This window comes from Candidatus Pelagibacter sp. HIMB123 (genome assembly GCF_052048195.1).
GTDB lineage: Bacteria > Pseudomonadota > Alphaproteobacteria > Pelagibacterales > Pelagibacteraceae > Pelagibacter.
The window spans coordinates 1-25492 of the sequence record NZ_JBNAIL010000027.1 but is presented as its reverse complement, the minus strand read 5'-3'; the positions used below and the strand labels follow the sequence as shown (position 1 = coordinate 25492).

At 29.9% G+C, this 25492-nt stretch carries 20 protein-coding genes, 2 tRNA genes and 2 rRNA genes; 20 read left to right on the top strand and 4 right to left on the bottom strand.

What is annotated here, in order from left to right; translation table 11 throughout:
* A complete protein-coding gene (secA, locus tag ACTTBL_RS06205; RefSeq protein WP_440644064.1) occupies window positions 1-2547 on the bottom strand; it encodes a preprotein translocase subunit SecA in 2547 nt (848 codons plus the stop codon).
* A gap of 65 nt (window positions 2548-2612) precedes the next feature.
* Here secA and argJ point away from each other — a divergent pair, with 65 nt between their 5' ends.
* A complete protein-coding gene (argJ, locus tag ACTTBL_RS06200; protein ID WP_440644063.1) occupies window positions 2613-3914 on the top strand; it encodes a bifunctional glutamate N-acetyltransferase/amino-acid acetyltransferase ArgJ in 1302 nt (433 codons plus the stop codon).
* Window positions 3915-3952: 38 nt separating this feature from the next.
* On the top strand, window positions 3953-4381 hold the full coding sequence (locus tag ACTTBL_RS06195; RefSeq protein WP_440644062.1) for a DUF1178 family protein: 429 nt from the start codon (window positions 3953-3955) through the stop codon (window positions 4379-4381).
* Here ACTTBL_RS06195 and ubiG read toward each other — a convergent pair.
* Window positions 4378-5100, bottom strand: coding sequence for a bifunctional 2-polyprenyl-6-hydroxyphenol methylase/3-demethylubiquinol 3-O-methyltransferase UbiG (gene ubiG / locus ACTTBL_RS06190; protein ID WP_440644061.1), 723 nt, complete (start codon window positions 5098-5100; stop codon window positions 4378-4380). The genes ACTTBL_RS06195 and ubiG overlap by 4 nt on opposite strands.
* A gap of 75 nt (window positions 5101-5175) precedes the next feature.
* Between ubiG and ACTTBL_RS06185 the strand changes: the two genes are divergently transcribed.
* From ACTTBL_RS06185 to ACTTBL_RS06165, 5 genes are read left to right on the top strand one after another with little or no spacing between them, the layout of a single operon-like run.
* The gene (locus ACTTBL_RS06185; RefSeq protein ID WP_440644060.1) at window positions 5176-6387 is read left to right on the top strand and encodes an aspartate kinase; all 1212 of its coding nucleotides are present in this window, start codon (window positions 5176-5178) and stop codon (window positions 6385-6387) included.
* A 5-nt stretch (window positions 6388-6392) separates the two neighbouring features.
* Window positions 6393-7487 (top strand): flavodoxin-dependent (E)-4-hydroxy-3-methylbut-2-enyl-diphosphate synthase, encoded by a 1095-nt coding sequence (ispG, locus tag ACTTBL_RS06180; protein WP_440644059.1) that lies wholly within the window; start codon window positions 6393-6395, stop codon window positions 7485-7487.
* A 2-nt stretch (window positions 7488-7489) separates the two neighbouring features.
* Entirely contained in the window at window positions 7490-8563 is a 1074-nt protein-coding gene (gene prfA / locus ACTTBL_RS06175; RefSeq protein WP_440644058.1) for a peptide chain release factor 1, read from the top strand.
* A 3-nt stretch (window positions 8564-8566) separates the two neighbouring features.
* A complete protein-coding gene (gene prmC, locus ACTTBL_RS06170; protein ID WP_440644057.1) occupies window positions 8567-9409 on the top strand; it encodes a peptide chain release factor N(5)-glutamine methyltransferase in 843 nt (280 codons plus the stop codon).
* Window positions 9410-9420: 11 nt separating this feature from the next.
* On the top strand, window positions 9421-9873 hold the full coding sequence (locus ACTTBL_RS06165; protein WP_440644056.1) for a DUF4167 domain-containing protein: 453 nt from the start codon (window positions 9421-9423) through the stop codon (window positions 9871-9873).
* On the opposite strand, the gene ACTTBL_RS06160 is transcribed toward ACTTBL_RS06165, so the two are convergent.
* Window positions 9870-11150 carry a peptidoglycan DD-metalloendopeptidase family protein gene (locus tag ACTTBL_RS06160; protein WP_440644055.1) on the bottom strand — a complete coding sequence of 427 codons (1281 nt, stop codon included), beginning with the start codon at window positions 11148-11150 and terminating at the stop codon, window positions 9870-9872. The genes ACTTBL_RS06165 and ACTTBL_RS06160 overlap by 4 nt on opposite strands.
* A 336-nt stretch (window positions 11151-11486) precedes the next feature.
* Between ACTTBL_RS06160 and ACTTBL_RS06155 the strand changes: the two genes are divergently transcribed.
* The 11 genes from ACTTBL_RS06155 (at window position 11487) to ACTTBL_RS06105 (ending at window position 22541) form a co-directional block, all read left to right on the top strand.
* Window positions 11487-12961 (top strand): 16S ribosomal RNA (locus tag ACTTBL_RS06155).
* 98 nt (window positions 12962-13059) lie between these two features.
* Window positions 13060-13136: transfer RNA gene (locus ACTTBL_RS06150), tRNA-Ile, on the top strand.
* Between the two features lie 11 nt (window positions 13137-13147).
* Window positions 13148-13223 (top strand) — tRNA-Ala (locus ACTTBL_RS06145).
* Between the two features lie 132 nt (window positions 13224-13355).
* A 23S ribosomal RNA gene (locus ACTTBL_RS06140) occupies window positions 13356-16108 on the top strand.
* The 16S and 23S rRNA genes sit together here with 2 tRNA genes alongside, the layout of an rRNA operon.
* 64 nt (window positions 16109-16172) lie before the next feature.
* Window positions 16173-16850: an acylneuraminate cytidylyltransferase family protein gene (locus tag ACTTBL_RS06135; protein WP_440644054.1), complete on the top strand. Its 678-nt coding sequence runs from the start codon at window positions 16173-16175 to the stop codon at window positions 16848-16850.
* A 58-nt stretch (window positions 16851-16908) separates the two neighbouring features.
* Window positions 16909-17487 (top strand): D-sedoheptulose-7-phosphate isomerase, encoded by a 579-nt coding sequence (locus ACTTBL_RS06130; protein ID WP_440644053.1) that lies wholly within the window; start codon window positions 16909-16911, stop codon window positions 17485-17487.
* Window positions 17488-17489: 2 nt separating this feature from the next.
* Window positions 17490-18554, top strand: coding sequence for an N-acetylneuraminate synthase family protein (locus tag ACTTBL_RS06125; protein WP_440644052.1), 1065 nt, complete (start codon window positions 17490-17492; stop codon window positions 18552-18554).
* A 3-nt stretch (window positions 18555-18557) separates the two neighbouring features.
* On the top strand, window positions 18558-19535 hold the full coding sequence (locus ACTTBL_RS06120) for a GHMP family kinase ATP-binding protein (RefSeq protein ID WP_440644051.1): 978 nt from the start codon (window positions 18558-18560) through the stop codon (window positions 19533-19535).
* On the top strand, window positions 19532-20236 hold the full coding sequence (locus ACTTBL_RS06115) for a transaldolase family protein (RefSeq protein ID WP_440644050.1): 705 nt from the start codon (window positions 19532-19534) through the stop codon (window positions 20234-20236). The genes ACTTBL_RS06120 and ACTTBL_RS06115 overlap by 4 nt, the downstream gene beginning before the upstream one ends.
* 15 nt (window positions 20237-20251) lie before the next feature.
* A complete protein-coding gene (locus tag ACTTBL_RS06110) occupies window positions 20252-21031 on the top strand; it encodes an inositol monophosphatase family protein (protein WP_440644049.1) in 780 nt (259 codons plus the stop codon).
* 13 nt (window positions 21032-21044) lie between these two features.
* Window positions 21045-22541 carry a hypothetical protein gene (locus ACTTBL_RS06105; RefSeq protein ID WP_440644048.1) on the top strand — a complete coding sequence of 499 codons (1497 nt, stop codon included), beginning with the start codon at window positions 21045-21047 and terminating at the stop codon, window positions 22539-22541.
* A gap of 3 nt (window positions 22542-22544) precedes the next feature.
* On the opposite strand, the gene ACTTBL_RS06100 is transcribed toward ACTTBL_RS06105, so the two are convergent.
* Window positions 22545-23276: an SDR family oxidoreductase gene (locus tag ACTTBL_RS06100; protein WP_440644047.1), complete on the bottom strand. Its 732-nt coding sequence runs from the start codon at window positions 23274-23276 to the stop codon at window positions 22545-22547.
* An 85-nt stretch (window positions 23277-23361) separates the two neighbouring features.
* Here ACTTBL_RS06100 and ACTTBL_RS06095 point away from each other — a divergent pair, with 85 nt between their 5' ends.
* Together ACTTBL_RS06095 and ACTTBL_RS06090 are read left to right on the top strand one after the other, a co-directional pair.
* A complete protein-coding gene (locus ACTTBL_RS06095) occupies window positions 23362-24066 on the top strand; it encodes an SDR family oxidoreductase (protein ID WP_440644046.1) in 705 nt (234 codons plus the stop codon).
* A 39-nt stretch (window positions 24067-24105) separates the two neighbouring features.
* On the top strand, window positions 24106-25492 hold a 1387-nt coding region (locus ACTTBL_RS06090; RefSeq protein WP_440644045.1), incomplete at its 3' end, for an AMP-binding protein.

Here is a 25492-nt window from a genome sequence, read left to right as displayed (position 1 = left end):
TTATAAAGTACCGTGACAATGCTTAAATTTTTTTCCAGACCCACAAAAACATGGTTCATTTCTTCCCATTTTTTTATTGTTTGAAATTTGTTTAGAAATATCGTTTTGTTTTTTTTCATTTTCCTTAGTTGACTCTACTACAACTTTTAAGTTCATTAAAATAGTTACATAGTCTAATTTTAATTTTTCTAATAGATTTGAAAATAATTCAAATGCCTCTTTTTTATATTCAACTAGAGGATCTCTTTGACCATAAGATCTTAGACCTATGACTTGTCTTAATTGCTCCAAATATTGAATGTGGGATTTCCAGTTTAAATCAATTGATTGAAGAAAAATTCTTTTTTCAATATCTTTAGCATGATCTTCACCCAAAAGTTTAATCCGTTCCTTTCTAGTTTCTTGAAATTTATTAGAAATCTTTTCTCTAAAATCTTTATCTTTTGCTTCAATTAAATCCTTAAATTCAGTTTCTTCAAAGCTTTTTCCAATTATTTGCTTAGTTTTATTATTAAATTCATTACTTTTAAGATTGGATAAATTTGAAATTTTTAACTTAATTAAATCATCAGATATTTCTTTTAAAAATTCATCTGAATAATCAAAAATATTTTCACTATTCATCGCATTTTTTCTTTGTGAAAACACAACATGCCTTTGATCATTAAGAACGTTATCAAATTTGATAAGCGTTTTTCTAATATCAAAATTCCTAGCCTCCACTTTTTGTTGCGCTCTTTCTAATGCTTTATTAATCCAGGGATGATCGATACTTTCACCATCTTTAAGTCCAAGTTTTTCGAGCATACTATTCATTGACTCTGACCCAAAAATTCTCATTAAATCATCCTCTAAACTAACATAAAATATAGAACTACCTTCATCTCCTTGTCTTCCAGATCTTCCTCTTGCCTGGTTATCAACTCTTCTAGACTCCATTCTCTCCGTGCCAATTACAAACAAACCTCCTAAGGATTTAATTTTATCCTTATTTATTTTAAGCTGGTCATCTGGAATAGAGCCCTTCTTCCCACCAAGTTGAATATCAACTCCTCTTCCTGAAATACTTGTTGTAATAATTACTGAATTCTCTTTTCCTGCATTTGCAATTATCTCTGCTTCATTTTCATGATTTTTTGCGTTTAACACTACATGTTTAATATTTTTTTGATTTAACAAATTTGAATAAACTTCTGATTTATTAATACTTGAGGTAAATACTAAAATAGGCTGACCTAATTTATTTCTTTCAATTATTTTTTTTATAATTGCATCGTTCTTTTCTGTTTCTGTTCTAAAAATTAAATCATTAAAATCCTTTCGGATCATTTCTTTGTTTGTTGGGATAACAACAACAGGAAGATTATAAATTTCAAAAAATTCTTCAGATTCTGTCGCGGCTGTACCAGTACAACCAGATAATTTTTTATAAAGTTTAAAATAATTTTGATAAGTTATCGAAGCTAAGGTTTGATTTTCAGCTTGAACTTGAATTTTTTCTTTTGCCTCTAATGCTTGATGCAAACCATCCCCAAAACGTCTACCTTCTAAAATTCTTCCAGTAAGTTCGTCAATAATTTTAAGACTTCCATCTTTAACAATATAATCTTTACCTTTTTCAAACAAATAATTTGCTCTTAATGCTTGATTAACATGGTGAACTAAATGTAAATTTTCTGGATCATAAAAATTATTGTTTTTTAAGATACCAGCGTTAGAAAAAAGTTTTTCAACATTATTAATTCCATCATTTGTCAATAAGATACTTTTTTCTTTTTCATCTATTTCAAAGTCTTTATTATTCAAGATTCTAACTAGTTTATCAATTGACAGATATTGGGCAGTTTTATCCTCAGCAGCTCCAGAAATTATCAAAGGCGTTCTTGCCTCATCAATTAAGCATGAATCTATTTCATCTACTATTGAAAAATTATGATCTCTTTGAACCATTTGCTCTTGAGAAAATTTCATATTATCTCTCAAGTAATCAAAACCTAATTCACTATTAGTTGCATAAGTGATGTCACAATTATAGTTTTTTTTACGTTCAGCATCATCTTGATAGTTGTTAATAAATCCTGATGAAAGACCTAGAAAATTATAAATTCGCCCCATCTCAATAGAGTCTCTTTTTGCAAGATAATCATTTACAGTTACTATATGAACACCTTTACCACTCAATGCATTTAAATAAGCGGCGAGTGTTATGGTTAAAGTTTTTCCCTCTCCAGTTCTCATTTCAGCAATTTTGCCCTCATGTAAGGCTACACCTCCTATTAACTGAACGTTAAAGTGTTTTTCATTTCGTGTTCGTTTGGCAGCCTCCCTGACTAAAGCAAAAGCTTCTGGAAGTAACTCGTCTAAAGATTTTCCGTTCTTTACTTGATTTTTAAATTCATTAGTTTTTTTTGGAAAGTCGTCTTCATTTAAATTTTTAAAATTTTCCTCATGTAAGTTTATTTTTTCAACAATTTTAACAATTCTATCTAGCTCTTTTTGATTACTAGATTTGATAAATTTTGTTATTAAATTTAACGGGTTAAACATGACTATTTGATTTATTCTTTTCTTATATGGTTTAATATATGAATTAAATAAATAATTTAAACAATATGGGAATTAATTTAACAAATTTTTTATCATCTCAATCAAAAAATACTAAAATGATTGATTTTCAAGACCTTGATCATTTAGATGGTCTTTCAATTTCAGTTGTTTCTGCAAATTTATATAAAGATATCAGAGATGATTTAACAATGTTCTATTTCAGAGAAGGTGCTAATTATGCTTCTGTTTATACCCAATCAAAAATAGTATCTGAAAATATAAAATGGAATATAAATCAAAGACCGAAAAAAATATATTCTCTCATTGTAAATACAAGAAATGCAAATGCTTTTACAGGAAAGCAAGGGTATGAAAGTTTAAAAAAAATAGCAGATTTAACTGCGAAACAATTAAATAAAAAACAAGAAGAAGACGAAGAGAGTCCAAAAAAAATTTCTTCAAAGAATATAATATTTGGTTGTACGGGTACTATTGGAGAAATTTTTCCATATGAAAAAATTTCTAACAATATTCCAAATTTAATTAAAAAAATTACTTATACTCAAAATAAATTTATTTGGATGAAGGCAGCACTTGCAATTATGACTACGGATACAAAGCCAAAATTAGCTATGGAGGAATGTTATATTGGAAGTGAAAAAGTAAAAATATATGGAATTGCCAAAGGTTCAGGAATGATACATCCGAATATGGCTACAACACTAGCGTATATATTTACTGATGCAACTTTATCTAATGACGTTTTAGGAAAGCTATTAAAAAAAAATATAACCAATACATTTAATGCTATTTCTTGTGATGGAGATACCAGCACCAATGATATGGCAACTATCTTTGCAACCAATGAAATTAAAAATTCTCAAGTAAAAAATGTGAATGAAAATAAAATTAAAAATTTTGATAAAGCATTAAATAATGTTCTTTTGAATTTGGCCAAAAGAATTGTTTCAGACGGTGAAGGAGCATCAAAATTCATAACAATAAATGTTAGCAAATGTAAAAATGAGATAGATGCAAAAAAAATTGCTTTATCTGTTGCAAATTCTCCACTAGTGAAAACTGCAATTTCTGGAGAAGATCCAAATTGGGGCCGAGTTATAATGGCAATCGGTAAAGCTGGGCCTAAAATTAATTTAAAAAAATTATCTGTTAAGTTTGGAAATATAACAATTGTAGAAGGTGGAAAATTAAATCAAAGTTATGATGAAAAACAAACAGCAAATTATATGAAATCTGAAAATATAGAAATAAACATTGAAACTTTTACAGGAAATAAAAACTTTACAGCTTATACTATGGATTTAACAAAAAAATATATTGAAATTAATGCAGACTATAGAAGTTAACTTATTGAAAACCTAAATTTTATAATTAACTAATAATCATGATTAAATATAAACTTTTTTGTAAAGAATGTAATTTAAAATTTGATAGTTGGTTTGCATCTTCAAACGAGTATGAAAGACTAAAAAAGAAAAAACTTTTGAATTGCCATAATTGTAATTCAGAAAAAGTTGAAAAAACACTTATGGCACCTCAGCTAATAAGTCATAAATCAAAAACTGATGAAAAATTAAACCTAGAAAAATACAATAAAGTAAAAAAAACTATAAAAGATTATCAAAAATTTATTAAAGACAATTTCAATTATGTTGGTGATAATTTTGCATATGAGGCTAGATCAATCCATTATAATGGTAAAAAAAAATCAAAAGGTATTTTTGGTAGTGCATCAAAGGAAGATTTAAAAGAATTAAAAGAAGAAGGTATAGATGTTCAGACGTTTCCTTGGATAGATGAAAAAGAAAATTAGTATTTAATAAACTTTGCTATGTAATTTACGGATAAATCTTTAGAGATACTCCACTCATCCTTAAAAATATTAAAGTTCATACCCTCTAATTTATTGAGAGATAAATCATACTTAATCAAAATTTTTATAAGATCTTCAGGTTTAACAAATTTTTCCCATTCGTGTGTTCCGATTGGTAGCCATCTTAAAACATACTCTGCTCCAACAATCGCAAAAACATAAGATTTCAAAGTTTTATTTATTGTTGCAACAAACATTAGTCCATTTTTTTTCAAAAGCTTTGAGCATGACTTTAGAAAAAAATCTATATTCTCTACGTGTTCAACAATTTCCATATTTAAAATGACGTCAAATTTTTTTTCAATTTTAAGTTTTTCTGGTGATGAACATAAATAATTAATTTTAAGCTTATTTTTTTTTGAATGAAGTTTTGCAATTTTTATATTTTTATCAGATGCATCAATACCCGTTACATTAGCACCCATTCTTGACATTGGTTCAGATAACAATCCTCCACCACATCCAATATCTAAAATTTTAATTCCTGATAAAGGTTTAGATTTATTTTTTAATTTGAAATTATTAATAATATTTTCTTTTATATATTTTATTCTTGTTGGATTAAATTTATGAAGTGGTTTGAATTTACCCTCTGGATCCCACCATTCATTGGCCATTTTAGAAAATTTATCTATTTCTTTTTTATTTACACTAGTCATTGTGATAAATAGTTGACATAATAATTTAGATGTATTTTATCCATTATTTATTAAATATTAATAATTAAAGCTAGCATGAAAACTATCGTATTAAAATTTGGTGGAACATCTGTAGGAACTATAGATAGAATTAAAAAGGTATGCAAAATTATTGCTTTTTATAAAAAGAAAAAAAATAAGGTAGTAGTTGTTTCATCGGCAATGAGTGGTGTGACAAATGAGTTAGTTAATAAATCTAAACTTATAAGTAGCAATTTTGATAGAGCAGAATATGATGTATTAGTTTCGACTGGAGAACAAGCATCATGTGCACTTATTGCTGGTAGACTAAAACATAATGGGTTTAAATCGAGATCTTGGACATCATGGCAATTACCTATTTTAACAGATGGTCCTCATTCAAGTGCAAGGATTGGTTCAATAGGCATCAAAGAACTAAATAGATATCTAAAATCAGGTGGAATACCTATCATCACAGGATTTCAAGGTGTAAGTAAAGATTTAAGAATAACAACAATTGGAAGAAGCGGATCTGATGCAACTGCAATTATGCTTGCAAAATTTATTAAAGCTGATGAGTGTATAATATATACTGACGTAGATGGAGTTTATACTACTGATCCAAGGCAGTATAAAAAAGCAAAAAAAATTAAAAAAATTTTTTATGACGAAATGTTAGAAATGGCATCTCTCGGTTCAAAAGTCATGCAGCCTACATCGGTTCAGGATGCAAAGTTGAATAAGATTGATGTTAAAGTAAAATCTTCATTTGTATCAAAATCTGGAACCTTAATAACAAATTCTAAAAAAGCATTTAGTGACCAAATTATTACTGGAATTTCATCAACAAAAAATGATGCTAAAATTACAATTGTAGGAGTAAAAGATAGACCTGGTGTTGCTGCTTCTATTTTTAAACCACTATCGAAAAATCTTATTAATGTAGATATGGTGGTTCAAAATATATCTTTAGATGGAAGAGAGACAGATCTTACATTTACTATAAAAGCTGATGATTTAAAAAAAACAGAAAAATTAATTAAACAAAATAAAAAAATATCTTTTAAAAAATTATCTTTTGATAAAGGTGTTTCTAAAGTTTCAATTATCGGTGTTGGTATGATAACGACACCAGGTATAACGTATAGAATGTTCCAGGCACTAGCCTCAAAAAAAATTAATATTTTGGTTATTTCTACCTCAGAGATAAAAATTTCAGTTCTGGTTTCTGTTAAGCATGTTAAAAGAGCAATAGCTGCTTTACATAAAGAATTTAAATTAGATTAATTATAATGAGTTTAAGACCATTTAGAGATATTAAAAGGAGAAAAACAAAAGTAATAAATGTTGGAAATGTAAAGATTGGGGGTGATAATCCAATCTCTGTTCAATCAATGACGAATACTTTAACTACGGATGTTAAAGCAACCATAAAACAAATTAATGATATAGCTGAGGAAGGTGCTGATATTGTAAGAGTATCTTGTCCAGATGAGGACTCTTCAAAAGCATTAAAAGAAATAATAAAACATGTATCAATACCAGTAGTTGCAGATATACATTTTCATTATAAAAGGGCTATTGAGGCAGCAGAAAATGGTGCTAGCTGTTTAAGAATTAATCCAGGAAATATTGGAGATGAAACAAAGATACACGAGGTATTGAAAGCAGCGAAGAATAATAATTGTTCAATAAGAGTTGGAGTAAATGCAGGTTCTCTGGAAAAAGATATTTTAGAGGAATTTAAAGAGCCTTGTCCAGAGGCATTAGTTAAAAGCGCTTTAAGAAATATAAAAATTTTAGAAGATAAAGATTTTTTAAATTTTAAGATAAGTGTCAAATCATCAGATGTATTCCTTTCGATAGCAGCATATAGACAACTATCTAAAGTTATAGATTATCCTTTACACCTTGGAATTACTGAGGCAGGAAGTTTTGTATCTGGTAGCATAAAATCATCCATAGGGCTTGGTAGTTTGTTAATGGATGGAATTGGAGATACTATTAGAATTTCTTTATCTGACAACCCAACTCAAGAGGTGAAAATTGGTAATGAGATATTAAAATCACTAAATCTGAGAAATAGAGGAGTAAAGATCATTTCTTGCCCTTCTTGTGCAAGACAAGCATTTCAGGTAATCGATACTGTCAAAATATTGGAAGAGAAACTAGCCCATATAAAAACACCAATAACACTATCAATTATTGGTTGTGTTGTTAATGGACCAGGAGAAGCTGCAATGACAGATATAGGAATTACCGGAGGGGGCAAAGGAAACAATATGCTTTATTTATCCGGTGTTCAGTATGAAAAAGTTTTGACTGATGACATAATTAATAAGGTTGTAAGAGAAGTTGAGAAAAAAGCATCTGAACTAGAGAACTAATTATGATACCCTTAAAAACAGTTGAGGAATTAATAACAAGACATTCATCCATAGAAAAAGATTTATCCACTGGTGCATTAGATAACAAGTTATTTGCCGAAAAATCAAAAGAATACTCAGATTTAAATGAGATAGTTGGAAGTGCCAAAGATTACATTTCTTTTCAAACTGAAAAAGAAGAATTGGAGAAAATATTAAATGATAGTTCTGCTGATGGAGAGTTAAAAAAAATGGCAGATACAGAATTGACAGATTTACAAAATCGATATGAAGCTAATGAAAAAAAATTAAAATTATTTTTGTTACCAAAAGATGAGGCAGATAAAAAAAATGCTATTATTGAAATAAGAGCAGGGACAGGCGGATTAGAAGCAAGTTTATTTGCATCAGATTTATTTAAAATGTATGAAAAAGTTAGTCACAAAAAAAAGTGGTCTTTAGAATTAATCTCAATATCTAGAAGTGATGCAGGAGGTTTAAAAGAAGTTATAGCCTCAATTAAAGGTACTAATATTTATTCAACACTAAAGTATGAGAGCGGAGTTCATAGAGTGCAGAGAGTTCCAGATACCGAAACTCAAGGAAGAGTTCATACATCAGCAGCAACAGTAGCTGTTTTACCTGAAGCAGAAGAGGTAGATTTAAAAATTAATGATTCTGACTTAAGAATAGATGTATTTAGAGCAGGTGGACCAGGTGGACAATCTGTTAATACGACAGATAGTGCTGTAAGAATTACTCACATCCCAACCGGTTTAAGTGTATCTCAGCAGGATGAAAAATCACAACATAAAAATAAAGCTAAAGGTATGAAAATTTTAAGAGCACGTTTATATGAATTGGAAAGATCAAGAATAGACCAAGAAAGATCTCAAGATCGTAAAACAAAAATTGGCACAGGAGACAGATCAGAAAGAATAAGAACATATAACTTTCCTCAAGGAAGAGTTACAGATCATAGAATAAATTTAACTCTTCATAAATTAGATGAATTTTTAGAAGGAGAAGCATTTGATGAAATGATTGAATCTTTGACTCTTCAAGCACAAGAGGAAAGTCTTAGCAATTTAAAATAATATATGAATATTAATTTAGCTATTAATGAGGGTTCAAAAATTTTAAAGAGCAAACTTATACCTAACCCTCTATTAGATGCTGAAATTTTAATGGCAAAAACAATTAATAAAGATAGAAATTATATTTTACTTAATTCCTGTGATACTGTTAACAAAAATGATTTAAGTAATTTTTATAAGTTAATTGAACAGAGATCTTTAGGAAATCCAGTAGCATATTTAATTAAAAAAAAATCTTTTTGGAATTCAGATTTTTTTATTACAAAAGATATATTAATACCAAGGCCTGATACAGAACTAGTTGTTGAAAATGTTTTAAGGTTATCAAAGCAAAAAAATAAACTTAATGTTTTAGATATAGGAGTCGGATCAGGCTGTATTCTTTTATCAATTTTAAAAGAGAGAAAAACTTTTTATGGTACAGGTATAGATAAAAGTAAAAAATGTCTTAAAATAAGCAAAATTAATGCAGCTAATCTAAAAGTTTGCTCTAGATTAAAATTATATAAATCAGATGTTGACAAATTCAATTTAGGAAAATATGATTTAATAGTATCAAATCCTCCTTATATTAAAAAACATAATCTAAAATATTTGGAAAGAGATGTTGCTGATTTTGAGCCAAGACTAGCATTAGATGGTGGATTAGATGGATTAACGGAAATAAAAAAAGTAATTAAAAAATCTGCTAGTCTGATAAAAAAAAATGGAAAATTTATTTTAGAGATCGGATTTGATCAAAAAAATAGAGTAATTAATTTATTAAAAAAAGAGGGTTTTTATATAAATAGTACACAAAAAGATCTTGCTAATAATGATAGATGTATTGTTAGTACAAGAATATAAATAATTATATCATGGTAACATTTAGAAATAATAACAACAATAATAGAAGAAGTAGCTTTAGAAGAAATACTAGAAACTTTAAGTCAAATGGTGATAACTCAAAGTTTGGTTCAAATTTTTCAAATAATGATAATTTTAAAAGAAAAGCTCATGGAAGAAATAATCACAACGCACCTAAATTGATTGAAAAATACAATGATCTAGCTAGAGAAGCTTTATCAAATGGTGACAAAATTTTATCTGAAAATTATTTGCAGCATGCAGATCACTTCACAAGAGTTCTAAATGAAAGAGAGAATTATAAAAAAGAGAAATTTTCAGTAAATAGAACTGAAAACAATTCCGATGTTCCTGAAGATATTATCGAAAATTCTGAGCAAAATTCCACTGAGGATTTGGTAAAGTCATCAAGTGATGAAACTAAAATTCAAAAAACTGCCAAATCTCAGATAGACATGAATTAGTTAATTCCAAGTATTTTTTCTGATTTAAGTATATCTATTTTAATTTTTTTAGTTTCAAACATTTTTCTCTCTTTACCTTTTAAAATTTTTCCTGATGGTAGTTTTAATTTTTGAGAATTAACTTTTTTACCATTTACAATCACCTCATAATGTAAATGAGGACCAGTTGATTTACCTGTTGAACCAACATAACCAATAGTTTGACCCTGTTTTACTCTTACACCAGTTTTAATTCCACGAGCAAATTTTGACATGTGTGCGTAGACTGTTTGGTAGGTTGAGTTGTGTTTTATTTTTACACAGTTTCCTCCACCACCACACCATCCTGCTTTTTTTACAACCCCATCTCCTGATGCCATTATTGGTGTTCCCATTGGAGCAGCAAAATCTGTACCTTTATGCATTTTATTATAACCATCTATTGGATGTTTTCTCATGCCAAATGAAGACGACAATCTAGCTCCATTTATTGGTGTTTTCATCAAAGCTTTTTTAACACTCTTTCCATTTTTATCATAATGACCTTCACTTCCTTGTTCATCAAAATAATATAAACTATTGTCTTGACCGCTAAGTTTTAAATTTGCAAAAAGAATTTTTCCTGTTTCTATTATTTCTCCTTTTTCATTTAAAAAAATTTCATACATGATTTGAAACTTATCTTTTTTTCTTATGTCTCTCTGAAAATCTACTTGAAATCCATAAATACCTGCAAAATCAATTATTGTATTAGCAGGAATTTTTTCATCTGTTGCTGATTTATATAGACTTTGTAATATAATATTTTCTTTATATATTATTTTTTTATCCAGCTTTATTGATAAAATCTTCTCACTAAAAATGTCATCATCTAAATTTTTACTTAAGTATATTTTTTGTTTATTCGAAATCTGAAAAATAAATTCTTCAATTTTATTATTTGTTTTATTTAATTTAAATTGAATTATTTGATTGGTATTTAATTTATTTAAATTTACTTGTTTGTTTAAAGATTTTTTTATTTTTATAATTTCTTTTTTATCAATTAAATAGCTTTCTAGAATTGCATCAAATGTTTCTCCTTTGTTAACTTTATGCTTAATTTTTAAATATTTTGGTTCCAGATTGGTAACTAAGTAACTTAAAGTTTTTTTAAGATAAATATTATCTACAAAATCATTGTAAGTTTCATTTTTTCTATTTTCTTTTAAATTGAAAAGTGATGTGGAAATAACAGCAATAAAAATCAGTAATATTAATGAAAAAATTTCAAAATTTTTCTTTAATTTTTGAATCATTATTTTGGTCGTTCAATTTTTTATTGAAGATCAATTATTAGTTTAATGACTATTAAAAATCAAAAAAAACCCTATATTTTAAAGGATTTTTTTAATCTTAAATGCTTGATTTCCTATAATTTTAGCCTATAAGCACTGAACTTTCTCAAAAAAATTTGTTTAAGCAATAAATTAGTGAGGAATATTGAGCTTTTTAGCTCAATTAGCTATTTAAAAAGTAAAAATTTAAGAAGAGAAGTGTGGACGGTTAAGGTTACCAAAATTTGTCGTACACACTTCAACATCATATAAATTTTATTCTTAGAATTTATATGGAAGCTAGTGTGCGCCGTTTTTAAACTTGAGAGTTTGATCATGGCTCAGAACGTACGCTGGCGGCACGCCTAACACATGCAAGTCGAACGAAGTAGCAATACTTAGTGGCAGACGGGTGAGTAACATGTAGGTATCTGCCCTTTGGCCTGGAATAACACGAGGAAACTTGTGCTAATACCGGATAAGTCTTTACGGAGAAAGCTTTATGCACCATTGGATGAGCCTACACTTGATTAGTTTGTTGGTGGGGTAATGGCCTACCAAGACTGTGATCAATAGCTGATTTGAGAGGATGATCAGCCACATTGGGACTGAGACACGGCCCAAACTCCTACGGGAGGCAGCAGTGGGGAATCTTGCACAATGGAGGAAACTCTGATGCAGCGATGCCGCGTGAGTGAAGAAGGCCTTTGGGTTGTAAAGCTCTTTCGTCGGGGAAGAAAATGACTGTACCCGAATAAGAAGGTCCGGCTAACTTCGTGCCAGCAGCCGCGGTAATACGAAGGGACCTAGCGTAGTTCGGAATTACTGGGCTTAAAGAGTTCGTAGGTGGTTGAAAAAGTTGGTGGTGAAATCCCAGAGCTTAACTCTGGAACTGCCATCAAAACTTTTCAGCTAGAGTATGATAGAGGAAAGCAGAATTTCTAGTGTAGAGGTGAAATTCGTAGATATTAGAAAGAATACCAATTGCGAAGGCAGCTTTCTGGATCATTACTGACACTGAGGAACGAAAGCATGGGTAGCGAAGAGGATTAGATACCCTCGTAGTCCATGCCGTAAACGATGTGTGTTAGACGTTGGAAATTTATTTTCAGTGTCGCAGCGAAAGCGATAAACACACCGCCTGGGGAGTACGACCGCAAGGTTAAAACTCAAATGAATTGACGGGGACCCGCACAAGTAGTGGAGCATGTGGTTTAATTCGAAGATACGCGCAGAACCTTACCAACACTTGACATGTTCGTCGCGACTCTGAGAGATTAGAGTTTTCGGTTCGGCCGGACGAAACACAGGTGCTGCATGGCTGTCGTCAGCTCGTGTCGTGAGATGTTGGGTTAAGTCCCGCAACGAGCGCAACCCTCACTTTTAGTTGCCATCATTCAGTTGGGCACTCTGAAAGAACTGCCAGTGATAAGCTGGAGGAAGGTGGGGATGACGTCAAGTCCTCATGGCCCTTACGTGTTGGGCTACACACGTGCTACAATGGTATCTACAACAGGAAGCAAGACTGCGAAGTCAAGCAAATCCTAAAAAGATACCTCAGTTCGGATTGCACTCTGCAACTCGAGTGCATGAAGCTGGAATTACTAGTAATCGTGGATCAGCGTGCCACGGTGAATGCGTTCCCGGGTCTTGTACACACCGCCCGTCACACCATGGGAGTTGGTTCTACCTTAAGGCAAGGTTTCAAACCCTTGACCACGGTATAGTCAGCGACTGGGGTGAAGTCGTAACAAGGTAGCCGTAGGGGAACCTGCGGCTGGATTACCTCCTTTCTAAGGATGAATGAAAGTAAAATTTCATTCTAAATAATATACACGGATAATGTTGACCGTCCTCATTTCTCTTCTTGAACAGTGTTTCTCTTGCATGGGGGCCGGTAGCTCAGTTGGTTAGAGCACACCCTTGATAAGGGTGGGGTCGAAAGTTCGAGTCTTTCTCGGCCCACCAATTAAGAAAATGGGGGATTAGCTCAGCTGGGAGAGCGCCTGATTTGCATTCAGGAGGTCAGCGGTTCGATCCCGCTATCCTCCACCAGAAACACTTAGTTATAAAAAATTGTAAATAAATAATAATTAATATCAATATCTATATCCGAACATTAGTAATGTTATTAGCTAATGTTCAAAATAAAAATTTGATTCAACACAGAATTTTTTTCTGTGCATAAATCAAGCGTTTAAGGGCGTGTAGTGGATGCCTTGGCACTGAAAGCCGATGAAGGACGTGATATACTGCGATAAGTTTCGGGGAGCTGTATGTAAGTTTTGATCCGAAAATTTCCGAATGGGGAAACCCACCATTTTATATGGTACTTTAAACTGAATACATAGGTTTAAAGAGACAACCTGGAGAACTGAAACATCTAAGTAACCAGAGGAAAAGAAATCAATTGAGATTCCGTTAGTAGTGGCGAGCGAAAGCGGACTAGGCCAGTAGTTTTGTTAAAAAAATTTGAATAGTTTGGAAATGCTAACCATAGAGGGTGATAGTCCCGTATGAGTAATGTTTGACAAAATTCTTGAGTAAAGCGGGACACGTGAAATCCTGCTCGAATATAGGGGGACCACCCTCTAAGCCTAAATACTCTTCAGTGACCGATAGTGAACTAGTACCGTGAGGGAAAGGTGAAAAGAACCCCTATTAGGGGAGTGAAATAGAACCTGAAACCGCATGCCTACAATCAGTCGAAGCTCTTTTTAGAGTGACGGCGTACCTTTTGTATAATGGGTCAGTGACTTAATTTATTAAGCAAGCTTAAGCCATCTAGGTGTAGGCGTAGCGAAAGCAAGTCTTAATAGGGCGATTAGTTTAATGAATTAGACCCGAAAACGAATGAGCTTACCATGAGCAGGTTGAAAGTTGGGTAACACCAACCGGAGGACCGAACCAGTTGACGTTGAAAAGTCTTTGGATGACTTGTGGTAAGGGGTGAAAGGCCAACCAAATTCGTAGATAGCTGGTTTTCCGCGAAAACTATTTAGGTAGTGCGTTGAATAAATAGACATTTAGAGGTAGAGCACTAAATGGGCTAGGGGGAAGAGATTCTTACCAAACCTAATAAAACTCCGAATGCTAAATGTTGTTCTTCAGCAGACAGACTGTGGGTGCTAAGGTCCATGGTCGAGAGGGAAAGAGCCCAGACCACCAGATAAGGTCCCCAAATTATGATTAAGTGTGAAAGGATGTGGAAATTCCTTAACAGCCGGGAGGTTGGCTTAGAAGCAGCCATCCTTTAAAGATAGCGTAACAGCTCACCGGTCTAATAGAGTTTCTGCGCCGAAGATGTAACGGGGCTAAAATCATATACCGAATCTGTGGATTTGTAATTTTTTCGAAAATTATAACTGGTAGCGGAACGTTCTGTAAGCCTGCGAAGGGATACCCGTGAGGGATCCTGGAGGTATCAGAAGTGCGAATGCTGACATAAGTAACGATAAAAGAAGTGAAAAACTTCTTCGCCGAAAATCCAAGGGTTTCTGCGCAAGGTTAATCCGCGCAGAGTTAGTCGGCACCTAAGGCGAGGGCGAAAGCCGTAGTCGATGGAAATAAGGTTAATATTCCTTAACCAGATGGTAGTGACGGATCTTGTAAGTTGTGAGTTCTTAATGGATTGAGCTTGCCGCGAAAAGGTTCCAAGAAATAGCTCCATCATAAGACCGTACCCTAAACCGACACAGGTGGATTAATAGAGTATATTTAGGCGCTTGAGAGAATGATGTTGAAGGAACTCGGCAAAATACTTCCGTAACTTCGGGATAAGGAAGACCTTCTTGTAGGCAACTATGGGAGGGTGGCACAAGCCAGGGAGAAGCGACTGTTTATCAAAAACACAGGGCTCTGCTAACACGTAAGTGGATGTATAGGGTCTGACGCCTGCCCGGTGCTGGAAGGTTAATGCGGTTGGTGCAAGCTAACTTCTGAAGCCCCAGTAAACGGCGGCCGTAACTATAACGGTCCTAAGGTAGCGAAATTCCTTGTCGGGTAAGTTCCGACCTGCATGAATGGCGTAACGATTTCTCCGCTGTCTCCAACATCAACTCAGTGAAATTGAATTCTCCGTGAAGATGCGGAGTTCGCGTAGTTAGACGGAAAGACCCCGTGCACCTTTACTGCAACTTTACATTGGTATTAGGAAAAACATATTTAGTATAGGAGGGAGACATTGAAGCAAAGGCGTCAGCTTTTGTGGAGTCACCAGTGAAATACCTCTTTTGTTTTTCTTGGTATCTAACTGATCGCCGTTATCCGGCATCAAGACATTGTATGGTGGGTAGTTTGACTGGGGCGGTCGCCTCCCAAATAGTAACGGAGGCGTGCGAAGGTAGGCTCAGAACGGTCAGAAATCGTTCGTAGAGTGCAATGGCATAAGCCTGCCTGACTGTGAGACTGACAAGTCGAGCAGAGACGAAAGTCGGTCATAGTGATCCGGTGGTTCTGAGTGGAAGGGCCATCGCTCAACGGATAAAAGGTACGCCGGGGATAACAGGCTGATACTGCCCAAGAGCTCATATCGACGGCAGTGTTTGGCACCTCGATGTCGGCTCATCACATCCTGGGGCTGGAGCAGGTCCCAAGGGTTTGGCTGTTCGCCAATTAAAGTGGTACGTGAGCTGGGTTCAGAACGTCGTGAGACAGTTCGGTCCCTATCTGCTATGCGTGTAGAAGAATTGAGAGGAGTTGACCCTAGTACGAGAGGACCGGGTTGAACATACCACTGGTGGACCGGTTGTAGCGCCAGCTGCAGTGCCGGGTAGCTAAGTATGGACGAGATAACTGCTGAAAGCATCTAAGCGGGAAACTCACCTCAAAACTAGTTCTTCCTATAGAGCCGTGGTAGACCACCACGTTGATAGGCTGGATGTGGAAGCGCAGTAATGCGTGCAGCTGACCAGTACTAATAGCTCAATTGGCTTGATTTATGCACTGAAAAAAATTTTGATTTAAAAATAGATAATATAAATTATTAAATTTATCTTTAATACCATGAAAAATATAAAATTTTTGGCAATAATACCTGCTAGAAAAAACTCAAAAAGAATAAAAAATAAAAATTTAAAAAAAATTAATAAAACTACTTTATTTGATTACACATTTAACGCCGCTAAAAAATGCAAAGAGATTGATAAAATCATAATTACTACGGATATTCCAAAGTTTATAAAAAGAAACACTAACAGAATAATTTATATCAAAAGACCAAAGTATTTATGTAAAGATAATAGTAGTACAGAGAGTGCTGTGAATCATGCATTAAATTACCTAGACTCACTCGAAAAAGTTAATGTTCAAAATATTGTACTTTTACAACCAACTTCACCTTTTAGAACATCAGAAGATATTTCAAGTGCAATAAAAAAATTTAAAAAAGAAAATCTTGACTCTTTATTTTCTGCTTTTAAACGTAAGATGTTCATTTGGGGAGAAAGAGGTAAATCACTTTATCCGATAAATTATAGTTTAAAAAAAAGATTACGAACACAAAATTCAAAAAGAGTTATTGTTGAGAATGGAGCAATTTTTATTTTTTCAAAAAAAGGATTTGAAAAATATAATAATAGATTGTTTAAAAAAAAAGGAGTTTATTTTATGACTTCACGAAATTCTATAGATATTGATGATCAACACGATCTTAAGGTAGCAAGGTTTTTTTATAACAAGTGATTGTAATTTTTTGTTGTTAAAATAACTATTCAGAGCTATAAGCGGAAAGCTAAATAAAATGGATAATATAAAAAGTTACTTCAAAACAAGTTCTGAGAATATAAAAAATCTCATAAATCATGAAGAAAAAATTATTGAAATTTGTAACGAAATTAAATTATGTAGTAAAAATAAAAAAAAATTGCTTGTTGCAGGTAATGGTGGTTCTTGTTCCGATGCTGAACATTTTACGGGTGAGTTGCAGTGCACATATAAAAAAAGGGACAGAAAACCAATTTCGGCTATTTCTTTAGCGAGCTTACCAGCCGCAATTACTGCATGGTCAAATGACTTTGGTTTCGAGACTTTTTTTTCTCGTCAAGTTGAGGCACATGGAAATGAAGGAGATATTTTATTTTTAATTTCCACTGGTGGAGGAAACAAAGAAACTGGAGCCTCGATGTCTTTAGTAAATGCTGCAATGGTTGGAAAAAAAAATGGTTTAAAAGTTATATCATTAATTGGAAAATCTGGCGGTGTTTTAAAGAACATTTCAGATATTTCTATTCATGTTGAAAGCAAGATAACTTCTTTTATACAAGAGGCTCATATTTCATTGTTACATTGTATTTGTGAAAACTTAGAGGATATAAATTAAAAATGCTCAATTTTAAAAAACTTAAACATAAACCTTATATCATTGCAGAAATAGGGATTAATCATAACGGTTATTTAAATTTAGCAAAAAAAATGATTATAGAAGCTAAAAAAGCAGGTGCAAATGCCGTTAAATTTCAAAAAAGAGATGCAGATGATCTGATTAACTTTAACACAAATCCAGGAAAATCAAATGGATACTTAAGCAGGGATGAAAACGATATAAAAAAAAAAAAATTAAAATTTGGTACTTGGGTATATCCAGATACAAGACTTGAGTTAGACTTAAGTGATTATAAAAAAATAAAAAAAATTGTAAAAAAAAATAAACTCGATTTAATAATTACTCCTTGGGATGAGAAAAGTGTAGAGTTTGTGATAAAACTGGGCGTAGACTCTCTAAAAATTGCGAGTATAGATGCAAACAATTATCAATTTTGTGAGTATATTGCTAAGAAAAAATATCCAACAATAATAAGTACTGGAATGTGTACTTATGAAGAGATTTTAACAACTCAGAAAATTTTTAAAAAATATAAGGCTCCGCATATTTTTTTACATTGTACATCTGCGTATCCAAGTGATGAAAAAGACAAAAATTTAAATTGTATACCTAGATTAAGAAAATTATTAAAGGAAGATGTTGGATTTTCAGGACATGGTACAGGTATTGTGGGTGCAATAGGAGCAACAACACTGGGTGCAACAATTATCGAAAAACACGTAACATTAAACAAAAAAATGTTAGGTCCAGACCATGCTGCATCACTAGAATTTTCAACATTTAAGGAAATGACTGACCTATGTAAAAAAGCTTATATTTCTTTGGGTTCGTATGAAAAAAAATTTTTGAAATCAGAAAAGGTTCTTCATAGTGTATTATCAAGAAAAATGGTAGTAAGAAAAACAATCAATAAAGGACAAATAATTCAATCATCTTATATAAAACCAGCATTAACATATCAAAAAAAAGGCCTTCATCCTAAAAATTTCTATAAGATAATAGGCAAGAAAGCTAGAAATAGTCTTATAAAAGGTCATATCATTTTAAAAAACGATTTGAAATAAGACATGATTGTTTCCAAAACTCCTTATAGGATTCCTTTATCTGGAGGGGGTACAGATTTAGATTTTTATTATAAAAAAAACAATGCTTCATTGCTATCACTTGCAATAAATCAATATGTATTTGTTTCATTACTAGAAAGAAAAATTGATGATAATTATTTTATTCAAACCTCGTCCACTCAATTTACTAGCAAGATTGAGAATATAAAGAGCGACCTAGTCAGAGAAACTTTAAAATATTTTAATATAAAAGAAAAATTGCATATAGCTACTTATGCAACTATTCCCACTCGAACTGGACTGGGATCTTCAAGTGCGATGGTAATAGGTCTAATAAATTGTTTAAAAAAATTTAAAAATTTAAAAATAAATGATAATCAAATTATTAAAGCTGCTTATATTATTGAGAGAAAAAAATGCAATTTATATGGAGGTTGGCAGGATCAAATTATAAGTCAAAAAGGAGGCTTAACTCAAATAAGTATTTCCAAAGATCAGAAAATAAGAATTAAAAAACTTACAATAAAATCAAATATAAAAAATATAATAGAAAACAATTTTTTATTAATCTATACAGATGTGAAGAGAGACTCCTCAAAAGTCGCCCTTTCACAAAAAAATAGAAAAAAGCATATAATGAAATATTATGATGCAATTAAGTCTTTAAATAAACCAGTTATTTCAGCATTAAATAACAAAAATTATAATAATATTGCAAAAATATTTAATTTACATTGGAGTTACAAAAAGAAACTATCGAGTAAGATTACAAGTAATAATATAAATGATTTTTATAGAAAATTGCTCAAAAATCCCAATTTTCTTGGAGGAAAATTAATTGGTTCTGGAGGAGGAGGTTTTATATTAATGGTTGTTAAAAATAAAAAAAAATCAACTTCTATTTTAAGAAAGAGAAAAATTAAATATCTTGAATTTAAAATAGAAAATAATGGGTCTAAAATTTTGAGAAATTGGTTATGATAAATAAAAAAAAAATTGAACTTTACGCAGATGGTTTAACAATTGAAGAATTTGACTTTGTTAATGAAATAGAAATAGATGGTTATACATTTAATCCATCAATCTTTAAAAAAAATGGGGCAAAAGATTATCTAGATTATTCAAAAAAAATAATTTCAAAATGCAATACCAAACCTTTATCTTTAGAAGTAATTGCAGATACAGAATCTGAGATGGTAAATCAGGCAATCACTTTAAGCAAATTATCTAAAAATATTTATGTTAAAATTCCTATTACTTATACAAATGAAGAGTCTACATCTAGCGTAATTTCATCGTTAGTTAAAAAAAATGTAAAACTTAACATCACTGCTATTTTTACATTAAAACAAATTGAACAAATACTTCCAATTGTGAAAGAGACAGAAACTATACTTTCTGTTTTTGCAGGAAGAATTTTTGACTGTGGACAAGATGCAAATGCAATGATGAAGGAAATTTGTAATTTCGTAAAAAAACATAGCAATTGTAAAGTGTTATGGGCAAGTCCAAGAATGTCTTACGATTATATCAATGCGATAAATTCTGGGTGTGATATTATTACAATGCAACTTTCACAAATTAAAAAATTAAAAATGTTTGGAAAAAGCCTATCAGATTATTCTTTAGAAACTGTAAAACAATTTCATCAAGATGCTATATCCTCTGGTTATAAGTTTTAAAAATTTTGATTTTAAATGATTAAAGATCAATTTCCAGTTGATTTAGTTTTTAAAATTCAGAAAGAATTAAATCTTTTAAACAAAGAATGTTTAAAAAAAACTAAATTTTATAAATCTAAAAAAAAAAATGAAATTGATCCTGTTACCAAACAAGATATAAAAATTGAAAAATTTTTAAGAAAATCAATTTCAAAATTATATCCGAATCACTCAATATTAGGAGAGGAGTTTAAAGAAAAAAAAAAATTTTCAAAGTATACTTGGATATTAGATCCCATAGATGGAACGAAGAATATGATAATGGGCCTACCTTCATGGAGTAATTTAATTGGACTCTATAAAGAAAATATTCCTCTGATGGGATATGCAAATTTTCCAATTTTAAAAAAACAATATATTGCTTTTGAAAATAAAACTTTCTTACTAGAAAATAAAAAAATTTTAAAAATAAATTCAAATAAAAAAGCTACGGTGAAAAATGCAAAATTAGTAATAAATACATTTCATACGTTAAAGCATGCTAAAATTTATAAAATGATCAAAAATTATAATAGATTTTTTAAAATTACCGGAATTGATGCTTATAATTTTTGCCTAATAGCTGAGGGAAAAATAGATGTGTTGATTGAATCTGGATTAAAAATGGTAGATATTAAGCCATTGGTCGCAATAATAAAAAATTCTGGGGCAATAATTTCTGATTGGGAAGGAAAAATGATTTTTAAAGGAGGAAAAGTTTTGGTTGCTTCAAATAAAAAATTGCACAATTTTTTTTTAAAATCTATAAATAAATAAGTATAAAATTAAAATGAAACCTTATATAGAAGTTGAAAAAGATAGGATAGATTCACATAAGTATTTAAACAAAAATACCGTGCACAGATCTTCCTTGATTGTTCCAAGGTTTGATAGAATAAAAACTTCTATTACGTTTCTAAATCACTTTTTAATTAAGAGAAATTATAAAGATGTAGTAATGAAAATTACCGCCGTCGATAAGTTAGGATTATATTTAGATGATTTAAGCATGGATATAAATGAACCAAAAGTTTATAATATTCAATTAGACGAAATATTTGATAATGTTAAGATCAAAAATTATTTAATTGATTTTTATACATCTAAGAATTTATTTATACCTTATCCGGCTGTAATGGTGAATCATAGCGGGCAAAATTTTTTTAGTGTTGTTCATGCATTTAATAGAGTTTTGAACGACGTTTTTGAAGATGATAAGGTTAATACAATTAATGCGCCTGAAGCTGCAATTGATGTCTATTCAGATGATACATATGAAACTTTTGTTAATTTTGCAACTGGTCAGCAAGAAATAAATGATAAATTAAAGTTTGAATATACAAACTCTAAAGAGAATATTGAAAAAAATATAAATATTAATCTTCCAAGATTTTCTCATAAATCTTTTTTGGTTTCAGATATTTTTGAAAAGAAACTTAACGGTGGTATTTTAAAAATTCTACAGCCGAAGCAGAAAATGTTTTATGGTAGGATGTTTGGTGGAGTTATGAATAACAAAACAAAATCTTTTACTGCAAATCATTCTTATTACTGTTCAAATCATTCTAAAGAGTATTACGAAACGGATTTATGTTATAGAACATATCCTTATTTCGAGAATTTTAATAATGAATTAATAATATATCCAATAATGTCTCCAGGTGAGATAAGTTTTAAAATTAAAATAATTAATGATAATGAGGTTTTTTATTCTTCAGAAAAATTACTTATATCTCCCTCAGGTAAAGAAATAAAATTTGATATTGATGATATTATTAAGAAAAATGGTTTAAAAAATGTTTCAGCATTTACATTAATTGGTAATACTAAAGATAATAAACTGCCAACAAGGGTCAACCACCAAATTATATATGGTAATTTAGATAGAAAAAATAAAATTAGAGGATCAGTTAATACATCCTTAATTAATAAAAAAATGTTTACACCAAGTGGTAAGAACAAAATTATTTGGGGTCAAGTTATTTGTGATAACAATTTTGTAAGTCGTCTAGGATTTGTTTTTATGGATCCTGATGGACTAGAAGATCAAATTAAAATAGATATATATAACGAAAAAGGTTTTGTTAAAAATTTTAAACTAGATTTATATCCAAATAAATCAATTCAATTATCTAGTGATCAAATTAAAAATAAAAAAGATCAAAATTATGACGAAAAATCAAATTTTTATTGGTATTTAGCAAAATCTTCAAGACAAGATCTTACTGCTTTTTCATTTCATTATAATAAAATTTCTGGAGATGGGTCTGGCGAACATAGTTTTTAATCTTTAAATACCTTTAGATAATAGACCACCATCAATATAAATATCTTGACCGGTTATATATGAAGAGGCATTTGAAATTAAGTATATAATAGAACCAACCAATTCATCTGGTTTCCCATACCTATTCATAGGTATTCTAGAAAGCCTTACATTTCTAGCTTTTTTATTTTTATAAAATTTTTTGGTCATATCGGTCAAAAAATATCCAGGACCAATATTATTTACTCTTACATTGTTTTTTGCTAAATCATTTGCTAAAGCTTTAGTAAGCATTTTTAAAGCTCCTTTAGAGCTATTATACCCAGGGTTTTTTGAGAATCCTAATTCTGCATTTAAACTGGTAATGTTAACAATTGTACTACCTTTTTTAAATAATAATTTTTGCAATGAATTAATTAAATTAAAAGGAGCAATTAAATTTACATCAATGTTATTATTAAAGTTATTAGGATCTGACACACCACAAATATTTATTATTGAGTCTATTTTTTTGAATTTTTTCTTTATAAAAACAAACAATTTGTGAGTTTCTTTTTTTTTCGTTAAATCTACCTTTATAAATTGGAAATTTTTTGATTGAATGTTTTTTGTAGTTTTAATATCTATACCAATAACTATTGCTCCATTTAATAATAATCCTTTTACAATTTTTGATCCAAGTCCCCCATTAGCACCAGAAACAACACAAATTTTTTTTTTAATATTAAAGAGGTTATTTATTTTTAATTTGGTCATGATTGTTTTTAAAAACGAGGTTAATATAATGCTATCATAAACTATAAGCTGTTCAACAGTATTTTAAAATGTTAGGTTTTAGTAAATGGTTTTAAAAAAAGTACTTATTTTTGGCGCAACTGGAGGCTTAGGCATAGAATTAAGTCTTAAATTTTTAAAAAATAATTATTTAGTTATGGGCACTTCTACTTCAAGTAAAAAAATTCAAGATATTAAAAAAAAATTTAAAAAACTGAAATTGAGAAACATGCTTTGGAAAAACTGTGATTTTAGAAGTGAGAGTAAAATTAGAAATACATTAAAATATTTTTTTAGAAAAGAAGGCCATATAGACAATATAATAATTTGCCCAGGATTTCCAAGGTACGATGGTGTAAATAAAATTAATTTTAAAAATTTAGAAAATGATTTTAAAATTAATGTATTTGCAAATATAATTATTAATTCTGAGATAATGAAATTAAAAAGAAAAGATAAAAAAACACTTGTTGTAAATATAGGTTCATCATCATCATACCAAGGTTTTAAAAACACCATATCATATTGTAGTTCAAAACATGCTCTATTAGGTGCTATTCAGTCAATAAATAGCGAGTGTATATCTAAAAATCTTTATAATACTTGCGTAAGTATGGGAAGTATGAAAACTCCAATGGGAAAAAAAGTTAGAGGCCAAAAATATGAATTTTTTATTGATCCAAATAAAATATCAGAATACATTTTTTTTATCTCTAATTTAAAAATAGGCGCATATATAGAAGATGTTTTTTTTAAGAGATCAAAAATGTAGCTAATTTTATATAAAATTATAAGCAGTTTACGATAACTTATGCAAAATAAAAAGGTAAGTGATTTTTTTTATAAAAATCTAAGAGCCAATCCGCAAAAAAAATTTTTAACTATTGAAGATAAATCTTATAATTATTATGAATCCAATATTAAAATAAAAAATATATCTAAAATTCTCAGAAAAATTAAATGTAAAAATATTATTTCAATAACAAGATCAAACTTTGTTTTTTTTAATATTCTAATTTCAGTCTCTGAGCTAAATTTAGCTTTTTCACCACTAAGCAACTTAATAAAACCTATATTTTTAATGAATATATTGAAACAGAAAATATTTGATTGTTTGTTAATAGATAAAAGTATTTATCAAAGCTTTGATAAAGAAACAAAAAATTTAATTGAGGGTAAAATAGAAAACATACTCTTAATTCAAAATAACGGTAATATTCAGATATTTAAAAAAAATCACAGTAGAATTAAAAAAAACAAATTTTTTTTAATGTGTTTTACGTCTGGCTCTACTGGTGATCCAAAATCAATTTTACTAAGCCAGCAGACAAAAATTTTAAGAGCAAAATGTGTAATTGATCTATATAATTTAGATTTAAAAGAAAAAATTTTAATAACCACACCTCTCTATCATACGTTAGCATTTAGAAAATTAATTATTAATTTAATTCTAAATTCTCAATGTTTTGTAAGAACTAGTTTTGATCCAAAGGCCATTAAAGATGAAATAAAAGAAAAAAAAATTAGCTTTACTATGATGGTACCATCTCAATTAGATAAAATTTTTAAAACAGAAAACTTCAAAAAAAAAATTTTTATAAGAAATTTAGTTTCTTCTTCTTCTACTCTTTCATTGAAATTAAAAAAAAGGATTTTAAAATCTGTGAAAGGTGATTTTCATGAATGTTTTGGTTCCTCAGAAACTTCAATAATAACAAATATAAATTATTCGAAAGATATAGAGAATATAAATTCAATAGGAAAAAAAATTAAAAATATTCATATAAAAATAAATAATAAAGACGAATTATTATGCAAAAGTCCCTTAATGTTTTCAGGTTATTTAAAAAAAGGAAAATTATATAAACAAAAAAAAATAACATATTTTAACACTGGAGATATTGTAAGTTTTGATAAAAATAATTATTTGACATTTAAAAGTAGAAGTAAAGAGTTAATAAAAGTTGGATCTATATCAGTCTATCCAAAAGATATTGAAAAAATTTTGTTGAACAACAAATTTATAAAAAATTGTCTTATTTTCTCTATTAAAGACAAAAATTTGGAAGATAGAATAGTAGCTGTAATTCAAAAAAAAAAAGGAATTAGTCTTAGTAAAAGAGATATATTACATTATTGTCATGATAAAATTGAAAATTATCAAACACCAAATATAATTAAATTTTTAAAAAAAATAC